The organism is Rhizomicrobium sp. (genome assembly GCA_037200385.1).
In the GTDB taxonomy this organism is placed as follows: Bacteria; Pseudomonadota; Alphaproteobacteria; order Micropepsales; family Micropepsaceae; genus Rhizomicrobium.
The window spans coordinates 224,461-241,166 of the sequence record JBBCGL010000001.1; the positions used below are offsets into that span (position 1 = coordinate 224,461).

Here is a 16,706-nt window from a genome sequence, read left to right on the forward strand (position 1 = left end):
TCATCGCCGGGCTCGTCCCGGCGACCCATGAACACCCATCCCGCAGGGAGTTCATGGATGGCCGCCACGAGGGCGACCATGATGGATGAAGAATGTTCAATTCTGAAGCTGAACCGGTTTAAACTGGACCCATGAACCGCATGGACCGCGATTTCCGCCCCCAGGGCCAAGCCGAGCTCGAATATCTCGACGGGGAGTTCCGCGTCGTGAAGCCGGGCTCTTTCATCCCCTGCGCCGTGACGGGCGTCCACATCCCACTCGAATCCTTGCGCTATTGGAGCGTCGATCTGCAGGAGGCTTATGCCAACCCGGTCGTGGCGCTGAAGCGCATGCAGGACGCCGGGAAGACGCCCAAGTGATATCGCGCCGCGCCGCGCTGGCGACCGGCCTTGCCGCCGCCGCGCTGGCTCCCGGCCTTGCCCGCGGCGCCGGACAACGCCTGACGCTCACCGGCTCCCTGGCGCAGGGCGGCCTCATCGTCGGCCGCGCCGAGCCCGGCTGCCGCGTCACGCTCGACGGCACGCCGCTGCATGTTTCGCCGGAAGGCGTCTTCGGTTTCGGCCTGCCATGGGACAAGACCGTGCCGGTCCGTCTCGCCGCGCAATTCGCCGACGGCCCGCCCGTCGTCCGCGACGTCACGCCGATCGCGCGACAGTACGACATCCAGCGCGTCAACGGCCTGCCGCAGAACACCGTGACGCCGCCGCCCGAGGTCCTGGAGCGCATCAAGGCAGAGCACGCCCGCCTCGCCGAGGCCCGCAAGACCGACAGCGAGCATCTCTGGTTCGCAGATCCCTTCGACTGGCCGGCGCCCGGCATCATGAGCGGCGTGTTCGGCAGCCAGCGCATCGACAACGGCACGCCGATGGCGCCGCATATGGGTGTCGACATGGCCAATGTCGCAGGCACGCCGATCCACGCGCCCACCGACGCGGTGGTGCTGCTGACCGACGATTTCTATCTCGAGGGCGGCTTCACGCTGCTCGATCACGGCCATGGCGTGACGACGCACTACATGCACCAGTCGAAACGGCTGGTGACGGAAGGCGACCTGCTGAGGCGCGGCGACGTGATCGGCAAGATCGGCAAGACCGGCCGCGCCACCGGCCCGCACCTGCACTGGGGCATGAACTGGTTCGCGCTGCGCCTGGATCCGTCGCTCTCGACGAAGACGCCGGCGCCGCCGAAGGCCTAAATCACGCTGTCATCCCCGGCTGAGCGCGAGCGTCAGCGAGTGCGAAGGGAAGGGGACCCAGGCGGGAAATGCCGTCACGGTGTTTCCCGCCTGGGTCCCCTTCTCCTCACGCCGCTTCGCGGCGTTCGGCCGGGGATGACAAGCGGTTCCCTAAACCGCCTCGTCCTTCAGCGCCGCCAGCCCGTATTTCCCGCCCACCTGGTCCTGCTCGCGCGCCGTCGGCCAGCGGCGGTGGATCCACAGCCATTGCGAGGGCCGGTAGCGCACCATCGTCTCGACCGCGTCGTTGATCAGGCAGGTCAGCGCGTGCACATCGCGGTCCTGGTCGCCGGTCGGCGCGTACTGGATCGGCGGATGCACCGTCATGCGGAAGCGCGAGCCCGGCAGCCGCTCGTTCGACGCCGGCAAGAGCACCGCGCCGAGCTTGAGCGCCAGCATCGCGGGCGCCGGCGTCGTCATCGCCTCGCGACCGAAGAACGGCGCCGCGATGCCCTCATTGGTCTTCTGGTCGGTGAGCAGGAAGATCGCCTTGCCCCGCCGCAGCAGGGTGAAGATCTTCCGCGTGCCCGCCGGTCCCTTGGCGATCTGGTCGGCCGGGCCGTTCGCGATGCGCTGGCTGACCAGCCAGCGGTCGATGATCGGATTGTTCGGCGGCCGGTAGACCTCGCCGCCGTCGAAGCCCGCTTGCCGCGCGACGAACGGCATCATCTCCCAATTGGCGAAATGGCCGGAGAAGAACATCACGCCCTTGCCCTGCGCCATGGCGTCCTGGGCGGCGGCGAGATTGACGACCTCGAGACGCGGATTCGCGCCGTGCATCGAGAATTTTCTCAGATGCGCGTATTCCGAGACCGTGCGGCCGAGGTTGTCGCACATCTCCAGCATGATCGCTTCGATCTCGTCGGCCGATTTTTCCGGGAAGGCCGCGCGCAGGTTCTCGCGCGCCCGCTTCATGATCCCGCGGATGCGGTAGAAGACGTTGCGCCCGATCCAGCCGCCGACGGCGGAGGATACGGCCAGGCCGAGCAGCCGGCACAGTCCGATGAACGAGAAAAACGCCGCCGCTTCCGCGCCATAGCGCAGCCGGAGCGCGAGCGGAATCTGGGCCGTGGGTTTGGCGGTCATGCTGACTTCGGCGGTAGCGCGCGCACGCCCAGCCTGTCAAGCAAGCCGTCCAGCGCCGCCCGCTCGGCGAACTCGGCATGGACTGGGAGGGCGACGATACCCTCGCGCTCCGCCGGCGTCAGCCGCACATAATCTTTCTCGGTCGTCACCAGGAGCGCCTCTTTCGCGCGCGCCCGCGCTTTCAGCCGCGCGATCTCCGACTGGGTGTAAACATGGTGGTCGCCGAACGCCGCATGGTCGGCGATCTCGATACCCTGCGCGCCGAGCGCCAGGAAGAATTTCTCCGGCCGTCCGATGCCCGCGAAGGCGACGACCCGCGTCCCGCGCCGCACGATCGTCTCGTCCTGGACCAGCGCCGAATGGAGGACCGGGCCCGCGAAGCCGCCCAGCGGCGGCGTGACCCCGCCGCTCACGATCACCGCATCGGCGCGGGCCAGGCCTTGGCCGACCGGCTCGCGCAAAGGTCCCGCGGGCAGCACGCGGCCATTGCCGAATCCCGCTTCCGCGTCGACCACGATCAGCGACAGATCCTTGTGCAGTCTGAAGTTCTGGTACCCGTCGTCCATGATGATGACGTCGAAGCCGTGCTCGTCCGCCAGCTTCGCGCCCGCGGCCCGGTCGGCCGACACGATCACCGGCGCCACCGCGCTCAGCAGCAGCGGCTCGTCGCCGACATGCGTGGCGCGGTCGTCGGGTGCGACGAACGCGCTGCCGCGCACCTTGCCGCCATAGCCGCGGGTGAGGAACACCGGCCGCGCCCCGCGCGCGATCAGCGCCCGGGCGAGCGCGATGCAGACCGGTGTCTTGCCCGTGCCGCCGACCGTGAGGTTGCCGACACACAGGACCTTCGCCGCCGCCTGGTACATCGGCGTATGCCCGGCGCGATAGCGCACCGTGAATCCGTAGAGCCAGCCGAACGGCGTCAGCAGCGCGACCAGCAGCCGCGACAGCCAGTCCGTGCCGGTCCAGAACTCAGGCGGATGCATGGGACCCCAGGAAGCTGTCGACCACCACGATGGTCTTCTCCACCGCGCCGCCCAGCGACGCCGCGCCGCGCGCCGCCGCCTCGCCCAGCGCCGCCGCCTGCACCGGATCGTCGAACAGCCGGCTCGCCAGCGCCGCGATCTCGGTGCTCGAACGCACCAGGCCCAGCCCTTGCGCCGCGAACACCGCCGCATAGGCCGAGACCGAGTTGAAGGTATGCGGTCCCGCCAGCACGGCGCAGCCCAGGCGCGCCGGCTCCAGCGGATTGTGGCCGCCCGCGGGTACCAGCGTGCCGCCGACGAAGCAGAACGGCACGAGGCGATAGAACAGGCCCAGCTCGCCCAGCGTGTCGGCGATATAGACCGCGGTATCCGCCTCGATCGCGCCGCCGGCGCTGCGCAGCGCCGCTTTGCGCGTGTCGCACAGCATCGCGATGTTGGCGCCGCGCGCCGGATGGCGCGGCACGATGATGGTGAGCAGGTCGGGATGCGTCCGGCGCAGCGCGTCATGCACCGGCAGGATCGTCTCGTCCTCGCCCGGATGGGTCTGCGCCGCCAGCAGCACGGGCCGCGCCCCGATCGCCGTCTTCAGCGCGCCGAGCTTGGCGGCGTCATGGGGCAGGGGCGGCGCGTCTTCCTTCAGGCTGCCGACCACGCGCACATCCGGCGCCGCAAGCTCGCGGAAGCGGCCGGCGATCTCGTCGTCCTGCGCCAGGATCACGTCGAACGCCGACAGCAGCGTCTCGATGGTCCTGCGCGCCCAGCGCCAGCCCTCGGACGAGCGCTGCGACATCCGCGCATTCACGAGCGCCAACTTCACGCCCCGCGCGCGCGCGCCGAGGATCAGGTTGGGCCAAAGGTCGGAATCGACGAACAGCCCGGCATCGGGCTTCCAGTGATCGAGAAACCGCGCCGTCGCGCGGGGCGTGTCGATCGGCACGAATTGATGCACCGCCCCGGGCGGCAGGCGCTCCGCCATCAGTTCCGCGGAGGTCACCGTGCCGCTGGTCATCAGCACGCCGACGCCCTTGGCGGCCAGCGCCTCGATCAGCGGCAGCGCCGCAAGGCACTCGCCATTGCTCGCGCCGTGCACCCAGACGAGCTTGCCTGCCGGCCGCGGCGCGCCGGCATGGCCCAGCCGTTCGGCGGCGCGGTCGCGATGCTCCTTGCCCTGCCGCCGGCGCCGCCGCAGCAGGAGCGGCGCCAATGGCGCCAGGAGCCGCGTGGCGGCGCGATAGGCGAGGATGCCGGACGGCGTGCGCGCCATGCTCAGCCCTGCTCCTCGTCGAAATCGTGCTGGTAGAGCCGGGCATAGAGACCGCCCTGCGCCAGCAGCGCGGCATGGGTGCCCGACTCTACCACCTTGCCCTTGTCCAGGACGTAGATGCGGTCCGCATCCAGCACGGTCGACAGCCGGTGCGCGATCACGATGGTGGTGCGGTTCTTCATCAGCCGCGTCAGCGCATCCTGCACCTGGCGCTCGCTTTCGGTGTCGAGCGCGCTCGTCGCCTCGTCGAGCAAAAGGATCGGCGCGTCGCGCAGCATGGCGCGCGCGATGGCGATGCGCTGGCGCTGGCCGCCGGACAGCTTGAGCCCGGCCTCGCCGACCCGCGTATCGTAGCCTTGCGGCAGGGCACGCACGAATTCGTCGGCCGCGGCGTTCTGCGCCGCCGCTTCCTGCGCCGTGCGCGGCGCCTCGAGATTGCCCAGCGAGATGTTCTCCGCCACCGTCTCGTCGAACAGGATGGCCTCCTGCGTCACCAGCGCGATGTTCCGGCGCAGCGATTTGAGCGTCACGTCGCGGATGTCGTGGCCGTCGATCAGGATGCGGCCACTGCCGGTATCGTAGAAGCGCAGCAGCAGGTTGAAGATCGTGCTCTTGCCGGCGCCTGACGGGCCGACCAGCGCGACCTTCTCGCCCGGCGCGACATGGAACGACACGCCGTCGACCGAGGCGCTGCGCGCATCGTAGGAGAAATGCACGTCCTCGAACGCGATCGCGCCGCCGCGCGGCGCCGGGGCGATGGCGAGGGTCTGGGCGCCCGGACGGTCGACGATGCGCGGTGTCTGGTCGATCACGCCGAAGATCCGGTCCGCGGCCGAGATGCCGGAGGACGCCGTCGCCCAGAGCTGCGTCAGGTTGCGCACCGGCTGCAGCGCCAGCAGCAGCGCCGTCAGGAACGAGGCGAAATGATTGATGCCCAGTTCGCCGTGCATCGCCTGATAGCCGGCGTAGAACATGGTCGCCGCGATCACCACCCCGCCGAACAGGTCGGTCGAGGGCACCGCCGCCGCCCGCGTGCGCACCACCCGCAGCAGGAAGCGCAGGCGCTGGTTCAGGCGCTCGTCGGTCCGCGCCGTGATGTGGTCCTCGAGGCCATAGGCCTTGATGATCCGCTTGCCGTCCAGTGTCTCGGACAGGGCGACGGAGAGCTCCGCGGTCTTCTCCATGCCGCGCGACGCGGCGCGGCGCAGCGAGGCGCCGATCACCTGCGACACCCAGGCGACGCCCGGCATCACGACGACGGCGATCGCCGCCAGCCGCCAGTCCTGGTAGATCATCACCGCCGTCAGCCCGACCAGCGAGATCAGCTCCAACCCCAGCCCGGCGATGCCGCGGACGATCGCGTCGCGCATCAGCGTCGCGTCGTAGATGAAGTTGGAGACGAACTGCCCCGAATGCACCGCGTTCAGCGTGCGCAGGTCCTGGTAGACCAGGCTGCGCATCATGTCGCGCTGGGTCTCGGCGACCGCCCGCTCGCCCACCGTGTCCATCAGCGACTGCTGGAGGAATTGGGTGACCGCGCGCAGCACCACCACGCCCAGGATCGCCAGCGGAATCCAGATGAGGGCACTTTTGTCTTTCGCCAGGAAGAGGAATTTGATCGCCGGATCGGTCAGCCAGGCGAGCGCGGCCGTCATCGCCGCGGTCATCGCCATGCCCGCCACCGCGACGGACAGCATCGGCCACTGCTTGCGCACATAGTCGCGAAACAGCCGGCGGATGATCGTGAAGTTGTCGGCGACGGCCGCCGGCGCGGAAGGGTCGAGTGCACCGGCCGCCCGGAGATCAGCGGTCATGGGGAAGCTCTAGCACACCCCTCGCGCGGGGCGCGAGGCGGCGGCCGGACGCGGCGGCCGCTCAATGCGGGCCATGACGCCGGTCAATGTCCATCCGGCTCCATCAGCCTATGCACATGCACCACGAAATACCGCATCTGCGCGTTGTCGACCGTCGCCTGCGCCTTGCCGCGCCAGGCCTTCACCGCCTCGGCATAGCTCGGATACATCCCCACCAGGTCGAGCTTGGAGACGTCCTTGAACTCCATGCTGTCCGTCGCGGTCAGCTCGCCGCCGAACACCAGGTGCAGCAATTGCTTGGGCGTATGGTCGGTCATGCTCGCTCCTATCCGCGCGGCAGGGTCAGGTGGCTCACCCGCTCCAGCAGCCGCGCCTGCAAGATCGGCCCCGCCGCCACCAGCGACGGCTTGAGCGTGCTCTCGAGATTATAGCCGAAGCGCGCGCCTTTATGGGTGGTCAGAATGCCGCCCGCCTCGCTCAGGATGATCTCGGCCGCCGCGACGTCCCAGTCGCGCTTGGACGACAGCGCGATCATCGCGTCGAACTGGCCGGACGCGACCAGCGCGAGTCGGTAGGCGATCGAGCCGCGGGTCTCGATCTCCATCGGTGGCCAGGGCCGGTTGGGCGGCTCGGTCCACGCCTTGTGCTCCAGCATCGCCTTGTCCGCCAGCATGCGGCAGCCTTCGACCTGCTCGCGCGCGCTGACATGGATCGGCGCCCCGTTGAGGAAGGCGCCGGCGCCCAGCCGCGCCGTGAAGCACTCGCCGGTGATCGGGTTGTACACCGCGCCCGCGACCGGCCGGCCTTCCGTCACCACGCCGGCACAGATCGTGAAATGCGGCCGGCCCTTCATGAAGGCGACGGTGCCGTCGATCGGATCGACCACGAACACCGAGCGCGCCGTGAGCCGCGCCGCGTCGTCCTCGGTCTCCTCCGACAGCCAGCCGAAATCGGGGCGCGCGGCGCACAGCGTCTCGCGCAGGTATTTGTCGACCGCGAGGTCCGCCTCGGTGACGGGATTGCCCTTGCTCTTGTCCCAGCGCTTGTAGGAGCCGCCGAAATAGTTGCGCGCGATCTTGCCGCCTTCGCGCACGGCGGTCTCCAGCAGCGCCAGCAGGTCGGCCGGATCGTCAGGCCCCGGCAACGGTCATGCCTTCGATACGTATCGTCGGCGCGTTCGTGCCGTGCTTGAACGCGAGGTCGTTGGCGGGCGTCAGTTGGCGGAACATGTCTTTCAGGTTTCCCGCAATGGTGATCTCCGACACCGGAAACGCGATTTGGCCGTTCTCGATCCAGAAGCCTGCGGCACCGCGGCTGTAATCGCCGGTGACCCCGTTCACGCCCATGCCGATCGTCTCGGTGACGTAGATGCCTTCCTTGATGTCGGCCATCAGCTGCTGCGGCGTCAGCGTGCCCGCTTCCATGTAGAGATTGGTGGACGAGGGCGCCGGCGGGCCGCCCGTGCCGCGCGCCGCGTGGCCGGTGGTCTCGAGCCCGAGCTGCCTGGCGCTGGCGCAGTCCAGCAGCCAGGTCTGCAGCACGCCGTTCTCGATCAATGCCCAGCGCCGGTTCGCCACGCCCTCGCCGTCGAACGGCTTGGAACGCAGGCCGCGCACGCGATGCGGATCGTCGATGATGTTGATCGCCGGGCCGAACACCTGTTGCCCCATCCGGTCCTTGAGGAAGCTCACGCCGCGCGCGATGGAGGAGCCCGAGATCGCGCTCACGAAATGTCCGACCAGCCCGCCCGAGACGCGCGGATCGTAGATGATCGGCACCGCCTGCGACTTCACCTTGCGCGGATTGAGGCGCTTCACCGCCCGCTCGCCCGCGCTGCGTCCGATCGTTTCCGCACTTTTCAGGTCGCTGGCATGCCGCGCATTGTCGTGGTCATAGTCGCGCTCCATCCCGGTGCCTTCGCCGGCCACGACCGAGACGCCGATCGCGCTCGCGGTTCCGGCATAGCCGCCGAAGAAGCCTTCGCTGGTCGCCAGCGCGATCGCGGTGCGGCTGAAATTCGCGCTGCCGCCCTCGGAGTTCGTCACGCCCGGCACCGCCATCGCCGCGCCTTCGGCTGCCCGCGCCCATTCGACGAGGGTCTCGGCCGCAGGCTCGTTGCGGTCCTCGATGTCGAGTTCGGGAAAGCTCTTGGCCAGCCTGTCGCGCGGTGCCAGGCCGGCGAACTTGTCCTCCGGTGCAAGCTTGGCCATCGCGACCGCGCGGCCGGGCAGTTGCGCCAGCGAATCCTTGGAGAAATCGGTCGAAGAGACGAACGCGACGCGCTGGCCGACGAACACGCGCAGCCCTATGTCGTGGCTTTCCGCCCGCTCGACATCCTCGAGCCGGTCGAGCCGGTAGGAGACGGCGGCCGCGACGTTCTCGACGAACAGCGCATCGGCCGCGTCCGCGCCGGCCGCCTTGGCGCCGCGGATCAGGCTGTCGAGCATTTCCTGGGCATTGGCGCGCGTCATGGTCACTCCGGCTGGGGCCGGGCCATACATAGAGCGCCCGCCCGACCGGTCAAGCGCCTTGGGCGGAACTCAGTGCGCCGCATCCGCCGGCGGCGCGTCGCGGTCGCCCGCCGCCGAGATGTAGAGCATCTTTTCCTTGTAGGCGATGTAGACGTGAAGCTGCTTGAGCTGCCGCATGCCGAGAATGAGCTGGTAATCATTGTCGCCGCCATGGGTGCGCCAATACCAGCTCTCCTCGACGCCCATCTTGCTGTAGCGCACATTCGGCAGGATCTCGATCACCGGGTTGGAGATCGTCAGGCCCTCGATCTCCAGCGACTGGAAGCGGTGCGCATAGGCGCCCGCGACCGGCTCGCCGTTGACGACCGCCTTCGCGCCGCCCTCGTCGAGATCGAAGATCCGCTTGGCGATGTCCCCGTTCATCGTGGTCGTGTCGGCCCCGGTGTCGAGCAGCGCCTTGATCTTGTGCCCGTCGAGCGTCATCGGCAGCACGATGTCGTGATTGTCGTCGAACCGGAACGGGATCGCCGAGAAATTCGCCGGATGCCAGTAGATCACCCGGCCTTCGCAATGATCCTGCGAGACCAGGCGGAATTTCTTCGCCCCGAAATCCAGGTCGACGTCGTAGACGGCCATGAAGTCCGAGCCGAACAGCCCCGCCACGTCGGCATCGGCGCCCGCCTGGCCGGTGGTCGGCGGACCGTCATGATCGCCGCCCGGCGTCGGCATGATGAAGAGCTTCACTTTCTCGGTCTTGAGCCGGCCCATGGTCAGCAGCGGCACCACCGCTTCGTATTCCGAGACATTGCCCAGGATGTCCCGGATTCCCATCGCGCTATGGACGCGCTGCAGCCCGAGTTCGGCGACGGTGTCGGCATCCAGCGAACTGATATAGGCGCCGGTGTCGACCACCAGCCGTTTCGGCTTGTCCGCGATCCCCACCGGAATGGTCATCCGGCCATAGCCGTCGGGGATCATGTCCGTCACGGTGATGAGCTTCAGCGGCCCGCAGCTCTCCTCGGCGCGCGCCGGCGAACACAGCGTCAGGCCCACCGCCAGCGCAGCGGCGCAAATCCGCGACATCGTCATGCAAGACCCCCAGGCGTCCCTGAAGAAAGTATAGCCGAGAATATGCCGCGTGTTTATTGGCCGGGGACTTAAACTTTCCACACCGGCCTGCCGCCGCCGGGAAGGCCCAGCTTCGGCCATTTCTCGCTCACGGTGCGGATCACCTCATCCGTCATGCGGATCTCGCGGCCCCATTCGCGGCTGGTCTCCGGCGGCAGCTTGTCCGTCGCGTCGAGCCCGATCTTCGATCCCAGCCCGCTCTGCGGCGACGCGAAGTCCAGATAGTCGATGGGCGTGTGCGCGATCACCGTGATGTCGCGCGCCGGATCCATCTTGGTCGACACCGCCCACATCACGTCCTTCCAGTCGCGCGCGTCGATGTCGTGGTCCACCACGATCACCCATTTCGTGTACATGAACTGCCGCAGGTAAGACCACACCGCGAGCATCACGCGCTTGGCGTGGCCGGGATAGGCTTTCTTCATCGAGACCACGGCGATGCGATAGGAACAGCCCTCGGGCGGCAGCCAGAAATCCACGATCTCGGGAAACTGCTGCTTGAGCAGCGGCACGAACACCTCGTTCAGCGCCTCGCCCAGCACACTGGGCTCGTCCGGCGGCCGTCCGGTGTAGGTCGACAGATAGATCGGATCGCGCCGCATGGTGATCGCGGTCGCGGTGAACACCGGGAAGGGCTCGACCGAATTGTAGTACCCGGTGTGATCGCCATAAGGCCCTTCGTCGCGATAATCGGTGAGCGACACCTCGCCCTCGATCACGATCTCCGCCTCGGCCGGCACTTTCAAAGGCTGCGACACGCAGTCGACCAGCTCGACGCGCTGGCCGCGCACGAGGCCCGCGAACTGATATTCCGACAAGGTCTCGGGCACCGGCGTCACCGCAGCCAGGATCGTTCCCGGATCGGCCCCCAGCACCACCGCCGCGGGCAGCGGCTTGGCGGTCTGCGCCGCCCAGCGCTGGTGATGCTGCGCCCCGCCCCGGTGCTTGAGCCAGCGCATGATCGTCTGGTTCCGGTTCAGCACCTGCATCCGATAGATGCCGAGATTGAAATTGTCCTCGCGCGAATCCGACGGCCCCTTGGTCACCACCAGCGGCCAGGTGATCAGCGGCGCCGGCTCGCCCGGCCAGCAGGTCTGCACCGGCAGCCGCGACAGGTCGATCTGATCGCCGCGCAGCACCACCTCCTGCACCGGCGCCCGCGACACGCCCTTGGGCTTCATCGCGAGGATCGTCTTGGCCAGCGGCAGAAGCTCGAACGCCTCGCCGAAGCTGCGCGGCGGCTGCGGCTGGCGCAACTGGGCCATCACCTCGCCGACCTCGCGCAGCTCGCGCGCCGTGGTGCGTTCCTTGCCGTCCATCGTCACGCCCATCGCGACGCGCCTGACGGTCCCGAACAGGTTGACCAGCACGGGGATGCCGCTCGGCGTTCCGTCCGCCTTGAGCGGACGTTCAAAGAGCACGGCCGGTCCGCCCGTCGCGATCAGCCGCGTCTGGATCTCGGTCATCTCCAGCACGGTGGAGACCGGCTCGCGCACCCGCACCAGTTCGCCGGCGGCTTCGAGCTTGGCCATGAAATCGCGGAGCGAGCGGTAGGGCATGGCGGTTTCTAGCCCGAACCCCGGCAGGCGTCACCTTTGTGGTGATTATCTTTCAACTTGGAGCGGTTTCGGGTCGGGTTGAAGCATCGGAGCGGCGCGTCGTCCTTCGAGGCTCTTCGGCCGGAGTCGCACCTCAGGATGACGCGACTGATTCGGTAGGCCCGTCACCCTGAGGTGCTCCGCGAAGCGGAGCCTCGAAGGGGCCGGTAGCGACAGCGTACCGGCGGGCCGCTTGGACGGCGATCGTTCAAGCCACTGGGGCGCTGGTCACGCGCCGCCGTCTTGCGCCGCGCCCAAGAGCCGCTAGGCTCGCAATCGCAAAATCGTGGCCGTCATCCGGCCCAAATGGGGGTTCGTTCATGCTCTTTGGCCGCGTAAAGCCGCTCTCGGCGATCCTGGCGACCGCCGAGAAGAAGGCGCTGCACCGTTCGCTGGGCGCCTTCCAGCTCACCATGCTGGGCATCGGCGCGGTGATCGGCACCGGCATCTTCGTGCTCACCGCGGAGGCGGCGCAGAAGGCCGGCCCCGGCATGATGCTCTCCTTCGTCATCGCGGGCTTCGTCTGCGCCGTGGCGGCTTTGTGCTATTCCGAACTCGCCTCGATGGTGCCGGTCGCCGGCTCGGCCTACACTTATACCTACGCCGTCACGGGCGAGCTGCTGGCCTGGATGGTCGGCTGGGCCCTGATCCTCGAATATGCGGTGGGCGCCAGCGCCGTCGCGGTCGGCTGGTCGAACCATGCGGTGGGCCTGCTGCACGGCCTGGGGATAGACATCCCGCCGGCGCTCGCCAACGGCGACGCGCTGATCGCCAAGATCGAGCTTGCGATGGGCTTTGCCTCGACGCCCGATCTCGTCACCGCCACCCAGGTCGGCGGCTATTTCAACCTGCCGGCGGTGATCGTCTCCGTGCTGGTCACGCTCCTCCTGATCGTCGGCACGACCGAGAGCGCCCGCGTCAACGCGGTGCTGGTCGCGATCAAGATCGCAGCCCTGACCGCCTTCATCGCCCTGACCCTCCCGGTGCTGCACAGCACCAACTTCACGCCCTTCATGCCCACCGGCCCGACCGGCGTGCTCGGCGCCGCGGCGTCGATCTTCTTCGCCTATGTCGGCTTCGACGCGGTCTCGACTGCGGCAGAGGAGACCAAGAACCCGCAGCGCAACGTGCCCATCGGCCTGATCGCCAGCCTCGCGATCTGCACGATCTTCTATCTCCTGGTCGCGGCCGGCGCGATCGGTGCGATGGGCGCCCAGCCCGTCGCCGCGGCCGCCGGCGGCGTGCTCTCGCCGGGCTCGGCCGAGATGGCCGGCCGCTGCGCCTCGATCGTCGCGGGCGGCGCCACCCAGCCGCTGGTCTGCTCCAAGGAAGCGCTGGTCCATGTCCTCGACACCATCGGCTGGCCGGGCGTCGGCAAGCTGGTCGGCCTCGCCGCGGTGCTGGCGCTGCCCTCGGTCGTGCTGATGATGATGTTCGGCCAGACCCGCGTCTTCTTCGTGATGGCGCGCGACGGCCTGCTGCCCAAGGCCCTGGCCTCGGTGCATCCGCGCTTCAAGACCCCGCATGTCGTCACCGCGGTGACCGGCGTGGTGGTGACCGTCGCGGCCGCGATCCTGCCGGTCGGCAAGCTCGCGGACTATTCCAACTCCGGCACGCTCTTCGCCTTCATGATGGTGGCGATCTCGGTGATGGTGCTCAGGGCCCGCGACCCGGAGCGCAAGCGTCCCTTCCGCACGCCGCTGATCTGGCTGATCGGACCGCTCGCCATCGTCGGCTGCATCGGGCTCTATTTCTCGCTGCCGCTGATCGCGATCCTGGTGCTGCCGGTCTGGGGCTTCATCGGGCTGCTGGTCTATTTCGGCTACAGCCGTTCGCGCAGCCATGTCGGCCTCGGCATCCTCGACGGCCCCGAGCCGGAGACCCGGCCGATATTGAAGGACTGAACGGCACCACTTGTCATCCCCGGCGAGCGCGAGCGACAGCGAGCGCGAGGGAAGGGGACCCAGGCAGGAAATACCGTCATGGTGTTTGCCGCCTGGGTCCCCTTCCCTCGACGCACTCCGTGCGTCTCGCCGGGGATGACGGCAGTGTTTGTGCACCAAGCGCGCGCCAGCACGCCGAACAGGTCTTACGCGGAGGATCGTGCTCCTCCGCGTGAAAAACCTCAGTTCTCCGGAATTGCCGCCCCCGCACCCGCCGTCTGCCGTGCCGCCCTCGGCGGCCCCGCGATCGCGCCCGCGCATCCCGCCAGCTCGTTGAGATCGTCGCGCAGGGTCTGCAGCAGGAAGGGCAGGGCTTCGAGATGTGCCGCCGGATCGCCCGGCAGTTTCTCGAGCCGCGCGATCGCCGCGTTCACGCTGGTATCCAGCTCCGTTCCCGCGCCGGCCGGCACACCCTCCGCCAGCAGATGCTGGATCGCGCCGAGCCGCGCCCGCGCATCGCGCAGGAAGGGCCGCAGCGCCTCGATCGCTCCTTCCGGCAGCGGTGCGCTGCCCAGGGCGCGGTGGATGAACACGATGGCGCCATGCGTCCGCGACAGCGCGGCGGCGAACTGGTTCGGCAGCGTCTCCGACAGGTCGCGCTCGGCGCGCTTGGCCTTGATCTGCCGCGCCGCGATGGTCAGCTCGCGCATCTCGCGCCGCGTCTTGGCGTTCAGCCGCTTGAATGTGTCGGCGGCCGCCGCGTCGCCCGGCTTCATCCCGAGCGACAGCAAATTCGCCAGCGGCATCATCAGCGCCGCCGCGTCCTTGCGCAGGCCCTTCATCGCATTCGACGGCAGGACCACATAGGAGACGAACAGCGCCACCAGCGTCCCCATGCCGACATCCAGCACGCGCAAGCCCGCCACGCCCAGCCCGAACCATCCCGTCTTGCCGCTCGCCGTCGCCGACAGCACGATCATCGCCGCCATCGGCGCGGCGCGGAACGCGGAGTTGTCCGCCGAAAGGAATGCCATCGGCGCCATGGCGAGGAACAGCAGCGCCCAGTCGGGAATGCCGAAATGGTGCAGGAAACTCGCGCCGAGCCCGACCGCGGCGCCCGCCAGCGTGCCGACCAGCCGATCCGTCGCCGAGCCGCCCGCCCCCTTGGCCCCGCCGCGCGCGACGATGACCGCCGACATCACCGGCCAATAGGTCTCCGGCAGATGCTGCAGCGTCGCGAGCAGGTAAGCGAGCGTCGCCGACAGCCCGACGCGGCCGCCGATCAGCAGCGCGTCCTGGTGCTGCGCGTACAGCGCGCGTGCGCGATGGGCGAGGGAGAGCAAGCGCGTTTTCACGGCGCGATTATCGCGCGGCGTTCCGGTTTCGTCCACGCCGAATTTCGGTCGTGTCTCAGGTCGAACCTGGCAGGCCGTGCCCTAGCTGCACTTTGCCAAAATCGCATCCACGACGCGTTCGATCGGCTCGGTGGCATCGATGGCAATTCCGTTCTTCGGAATATCCTCTTCCGTCGCGTGCAGTCGCCGGATCAGCGCCTGTTCGCTCGGCTTTCCCCCGAACTCGTCTTCCGGCCTGGCGGCAAGCCGCCGGTTCAACGTGTCGAGATCGACGCCGAGAACGAACACAAGGTCGAACGAATCGATGAAGTGGCGGGAATTCCTCGCGCCGCCGCAGAAGAAGGTGCTGGCGTGGCCGCGATCGGCGAGCAGCGATTTGGCCTTGTCGACATTCCAGATCCAGTGCTCGTGCGCCCAGGCGACGCGGTCCGCGACGCTCTCGGGAGCAGGCCCCGCCAGCGCTTCACCCGTCTCGGGATCGCCGCGATAGGCCAATTCCCGGTCGCCATGGACCACGTGATAGCCGCGCCGCTGCAGTTCTTCGGCCACCGTGGTCTTGCCGGTGCCGGAAACGCCTTCGATCAGATAGTTTCGGATGCCCATCCCACCGGCCCATCGCGGCCCCAGCCGGCACCATGTATAGCGCCGAAGCCCGCGCGCCGCATAGGCGGCTTCCGTGGAGCAATTTTGTCGTCCGCCATCCCGCGTTTTCGCGCCGTCCGATCACCCCGGCATCTCCCCGATATACGCCGAGCTCGGCCGCAGCAGGCGGCCCCGCCGCTGCTGCTCGCGGGCATGTGCCGTCCACCCCGCCGCCCGCGCCGTCGCGAAGATCGGCGTGAAAGCCTGCCGCGGGATCTGCAGCGCGTCCAGCAGGATCGCGGTGAAGAACTCCACATTGGTGTCGAGCGGATGATCCGGCTTCTTCTTCCGCAGCGCCGCGCGCGCATAGGCTTCGACCTCGGCCGCGAAGGGCAGGTCGACGGCGTTGCCCGCGAGCTTCGCCATCGCGCTCTTCAGCACGTCGGCGCGTGGATCGCGCACCTTGTAGACGCGGTGGCCGAAGCCCATCAGCCGCTCGCCGCGCGCCAGGGCGCCGTCGATCCAGGGCGCGATGCGCTCGCTTGTGCCGATGGCGTCGAGCATCTCCAGCACCGGCTCGGGTGCGCCGCCATGCAGCGGCCCCGTCAGGGCGCAGTAGCCGCCCGTCACCGCACAGAACAGGTCGGCCTGCGTCGAGGCGATGACCCGCGCCGTGAAGGTCGAGGCGTTCATCCCGTGATCGCTCACCGTGACGAAATAGGCGTCGAGCGCCGCCGCCTCCGCCGCGCTGGGCGCCCGGCCATGCAGCATGGAGAGGGTGTCGGCCGCATGGCCGAGCTTGGCGTTCGGGATATGCGGTGCCTTGCCTTTGCTCCGCTGCACCAGCGCGCCGACGATCACGGGCAGGGCGCCCACGATGGTGGCGTCATGGGTGAGGCCGTGCTCGGCGCGCAGCGTCGCCACCGCGGCGCGGAACCCGTCGACGATCGACAGCCCTTCGCTCGCGGCCAGGAATTGTGCGACATGGCCGAACGCGCGCACCCGCGCTTCGCCCAGCGCCGCGCGGACCTCCGCCTCGCTGATCGGCGTGGTGGTCGCCGCGGTCCACAGCCGCGCCGTGACGCCCTCGAAGCTCGTCTTGGCCGCGAGGTCCGCGACCCGCTCGCCCGCGATGATCAGCTCGCCCTTCTGCCCGTCCACATGGCTCAGCGCCGTCTCCGCCGCCGCCACCCCGTCCAGCCCGATGGGGGATTTGCTGCTCTGCACCGTCATGTCCGTCTTCCTTGTTGCGTTGCACAAAAGATCGGGCGGCTAGACGTATTGATCAATCTTGATTAGCATGAT

15 protein-coding genes are annotated in these 16,706 nt (G+C 68.6%); 3 read left to right on the forward strand and 12 right to left on the reverse strand.

Features of this window, described 5'->3' with window-relative positions:
* Positions 1 to 131: 131 nt before the first annotated feature.
* Both WDM91_00885 and WDM91_00890 read left to right on the forward strand, forming a co-directional pair.
* Positions 132 to 359 carry a DUF2093 domain-containing protein gene (locus tag WDM91_00885; GenBank protein MEI9993120.1) on the forward strand — a complete coding sequence of 76 codons (228 nt, stop codon included), beginning with the start codon at positions 132 to 134 and terminating at the stop codon, positions 357 to 359.
* Positions 356 to 1,195 carry a M23 family metallopeptidase gene (locus tag WDM91_00890; protein MEI9993121.1) on the forward strand — a complete coding sequence of 280 codons (840 nt, stop codon included), beginning with the start codon at positions 356 to 358 and terminating at the stop codon, positions 1,193 to 1,195. The genes WDM91_00885 and WDM91_00890 overlap by 4 nt, the downstream gene beginning before the upstream one ends.
* A gap of 150 nt (positions 1,196 to 1,345) precedes the next feature.
* On the opposite strand, the gene WDM91_00895 is transcribed toward WDM91_00890, so the two are convergent.
* The 9 genes from WDM91_00895 to WDM91_00935 form a co-directional block, all read right to left on the reverse strand.
* On the reverse strand, positions 1,346 to 2,320 hold the full coding sequence (locus tag WDM91_00895; GenBank protein ID MEI9993122.1) for a lysophospholipid acyltransferase family protein: 975 nt from the start codon (positions 2,318 to 2,320) through the stop codon (positions 1,346 to 1,348).
* Positions 2,317 to 3,306 carry a tetraacyldisaccharide 4'-kinase gene (lpxK, locus tag WDM91_00900; GenBank protein ID MEI9993123.1) on the reverse strand — a complete coding sequence of 330 codons (990 nt, stop codon included), beginning with the start codon at positions 3,304 to 3,306 and terminating at the stop codon, positions 2,317 to 2,319. Before lpxK ends, WDM91_00895 begins: the two co-directional genes overlap by 4 nt.
* Positions 3,293 to 4,570 (reverse strand): 3-deoxy-D-manno-octulosonic acid transferase, encoded by a 1,278-nt coding sequence (locus WDM91_00905; GenBank protein ID MEI9993124.1) that lies wholly within the window; start codon positions 4,568 to 4,570, stop codon positions 3,293 to 3,295. Before WDM91_00905 ends, lpxK begins: the two co-directional genes overlap by 14 nt.
* 2 nt (positions 4,571 to 4,572) lie before the next feature.
* The gene (locus tag WDM91_00910) at positions 4,573 to 6,384 is read right to left on the reverse strand and encodes an ABC transporter ATP-binding protein (GenBank protein MEI9993125.1); all 1,812 of its coding nucleotides are present in this window, start codon (positions 6,382 to 6,384) and stop codon (positions 4,573 to 4,575) included.
* Between the two features lie 83 nt (positions 6,385 to 6,467).
* Positions 6,468 to 6,701: a DUF4170 domain-containing protein gene (locus tag WDM91_00915; GenBank protein ID MEI9993126.1), complete on the reverse strand. Its 234-nt coding sequence runs from the start codon at positions 6,699 to 6,701 to the stop codon at positions 6,468 to 6,470.
* Between the two features lie 8 nt (positions 6,702 to 6,709).
* Complete coding sequence (locus WDM91_00920; GenBank protein MEI9993127.1) at positions 6,710 to 7,528, reverse strand: 3'(2'),5'-bisphosphate nucleotidase CysQ; 819 nt, start codon at positions 7,526 to 7,528, stop codon at positions 6,710 to 6,712.
* Positions 7,515 to 8,855, reverse strand: coding sequence for a TldD/PmbA family protein (locus WDM91_00925; protein ID MEI9993128.1), 1,341 nt, complete (start codon positions 8,853 to 8,855; stop codon positions 7,515 to 7,517). The genes WDM91_00920 and WDM91_00925 overlap by 14 nt, the downstream gene beginning before the upstream one ends.
* A 69-nt stretch (positions 8,856 to 8,924) precedes the next feature.
* Positions 8,925 to 9,944, reverse strand: a complete 1,020-nt coding sequence (locus WDM91_00930) for a pepsin/retropepsin-like aspartic protease family protein (GenBank protein ID MEI9993129.1) — start codon at positions 9,942 to 9,944, stop codon at positions 8,925 to 8,927.
* Positions 9,945 to 10,012: 68 nt separating this feature from the next.
* Positions 10,013 to 11,542, reverse strand: coding sequence for a UbiD family decarboxylase (locus WDM91_00935; protein MEI9993130.1), 1,530 nt, complete (start codon positions 11,540 to 11,542; stop codon positions 10,013 to 10,015).
* A gap of 359 nt (positions 11,543 to 11,901) precedes the next feature.
* Here WDM91_00935 and WDM91_00940 point away from each other — a divergent pair, with 359 nt between their 5' ends.
* Positions 11,902 to 13,485 (forward strand): amino acid permease, encoded by a 1,584-nt coding sequence (locus WDM91_00940; GenBank protein ID MEI9993131.1) that lies wholly within the window; start codon positions 11,902 to 11,904, stop codon positions 13,483 to 13,485.
* A 221-nt stretch (positions 13,486 to 13,706) separates the two neighbouring features.
* On the opposite strand, the gene WDM91_00945 is transcribed toward WDM91_00940, so the two are convergent.
* The 3 genes from WDM91_00945 to WDM91_00955 form a co-directional block, all read right to left on the reverse strand.
* Positions 13,707 to 14,819, reverse strand: a complete 1,113-nt coding sequence (locus tag WDM91_00945; protein MEI9993132.1) for an FUSC family protein — start codon at positions 14,817 to 14,819, stop codon at positions 13,707 to 13,709.
* Between the two features lie 81 nt (positions 14,820 to 14,900).
* Positions 14,901 to 15,422, reverse strand: coding sequence for an AAA family ATPase (locus tag WDM91_00950; protein MEI9993133.1), 522 nt, complete (start codon positions 15,420 to 15,422; stop codon positions 14,901 to 14,903).
* Between the two features lie 120 nt (positions 15,423 to 15,542).
* Positions 15,543 to 16,634 carry a citrate synthase/methylcitrate synthase gene (locus WDM91_00955; protein MEI9993134.1) on the reverse strand — a complete coding sequence of 364 codons (1,092 nt, stop codon included), beginning with the start codon at positions 16,632 to 16,634 and terminating at the stop codon, positions 15,543 to 15,545.
* Positions 16,635 to 16,706 lie beyond the last annotated feature (72 nt).

Excerpts from the sequence above, each read along its gene's own strand:
- WDM91_00905 (MEI9993124.1), bottom strand. The coding sequence starts at position 4,570 with ATGGCGCGCACGCCGTCCGGCATCCTCGCCTATCGCGCCGCCACGCGG.
- WDM91_00910 (MEI9993125.1), bottom strand. The coding sequence starts at position 6,384 with ATGACCGCTGATCTCCGGGCGGCCGGTGCACTCGACCCTTCCGCGCCG.
- lpxK (MEI9993123.1), bottom strand. The coding sequence starts at position 3,306 with ATGCATCCGCCTGAGTTCTGGACCGGCACGGACTGGCTGTCGCGGCTG.
- WDM91_00895 (MEI9993122.1), bottom strand. The coding sequence starts at position 2,320 with ATGACCGCCAAACCCACGGCCCAGATTCCGCTCGCGCTCCGGCTGCGC.
- WDM91_00940 (MEI9993131.1), top strand. The coding sequence starts at position 11,902 with ATGCTCTTTGGCCGCGTAAAGCCGCTCTCGGCGATCCTGGCGACCGCC.
- WDM91_00915 (MEI9993126.1), bottom strand. The coding sequence starts at position 6,701 with ATGACCGACCATACGCCCAAGCAATTGCTGCACCTGGTGTTCGGCGGC.
- WDM91_00935 (MEI9993130.1), bottom strand. The coding sequence starts at position 11,542 with ATGCCCTACCGCTCGCTCCGCGATTTCATGGCCAAGCTCGAAGCCGCC.
- WDM91_00925 (MEI9993128.1), bottom strand. The coding sequence starts at position 8,855 with ATGACGCGCGCCAATGCCCAGGAAATGCTCGACAGCCTGATCCGCGGC.
- WDM91_00930 (MEI9993129.1), bottom strand. The coding sequence starts at position 9,944 with ATGACGATGTCGCGGATTTGCGCCGCTGCGCTGGCGGTGGGCCTGACG.
- WDM91_00950 (MEI9993133.1), bottom strand. The coding sequence starts at position 15,422 with ATGGGCATCCGAAACTATCTGATCGAAGGCGTTTCCGGCACCGGCAAG.
- WDM91_00955 (MEI9993134.1), bottom strand. The coding sequence starts at position 16,634 with ATGACGGTGCAGAGCAGCAAATCCCCCATCGGGCTGGACGGGGTGGCG.
- WDM91_00885 (MEI9993120.1), top strand. The coding sequence starts at position 132 with ATGAACCGCATGGACCGCGATTTCCGCCCCCAGGGCCAAGCCGAGCTC.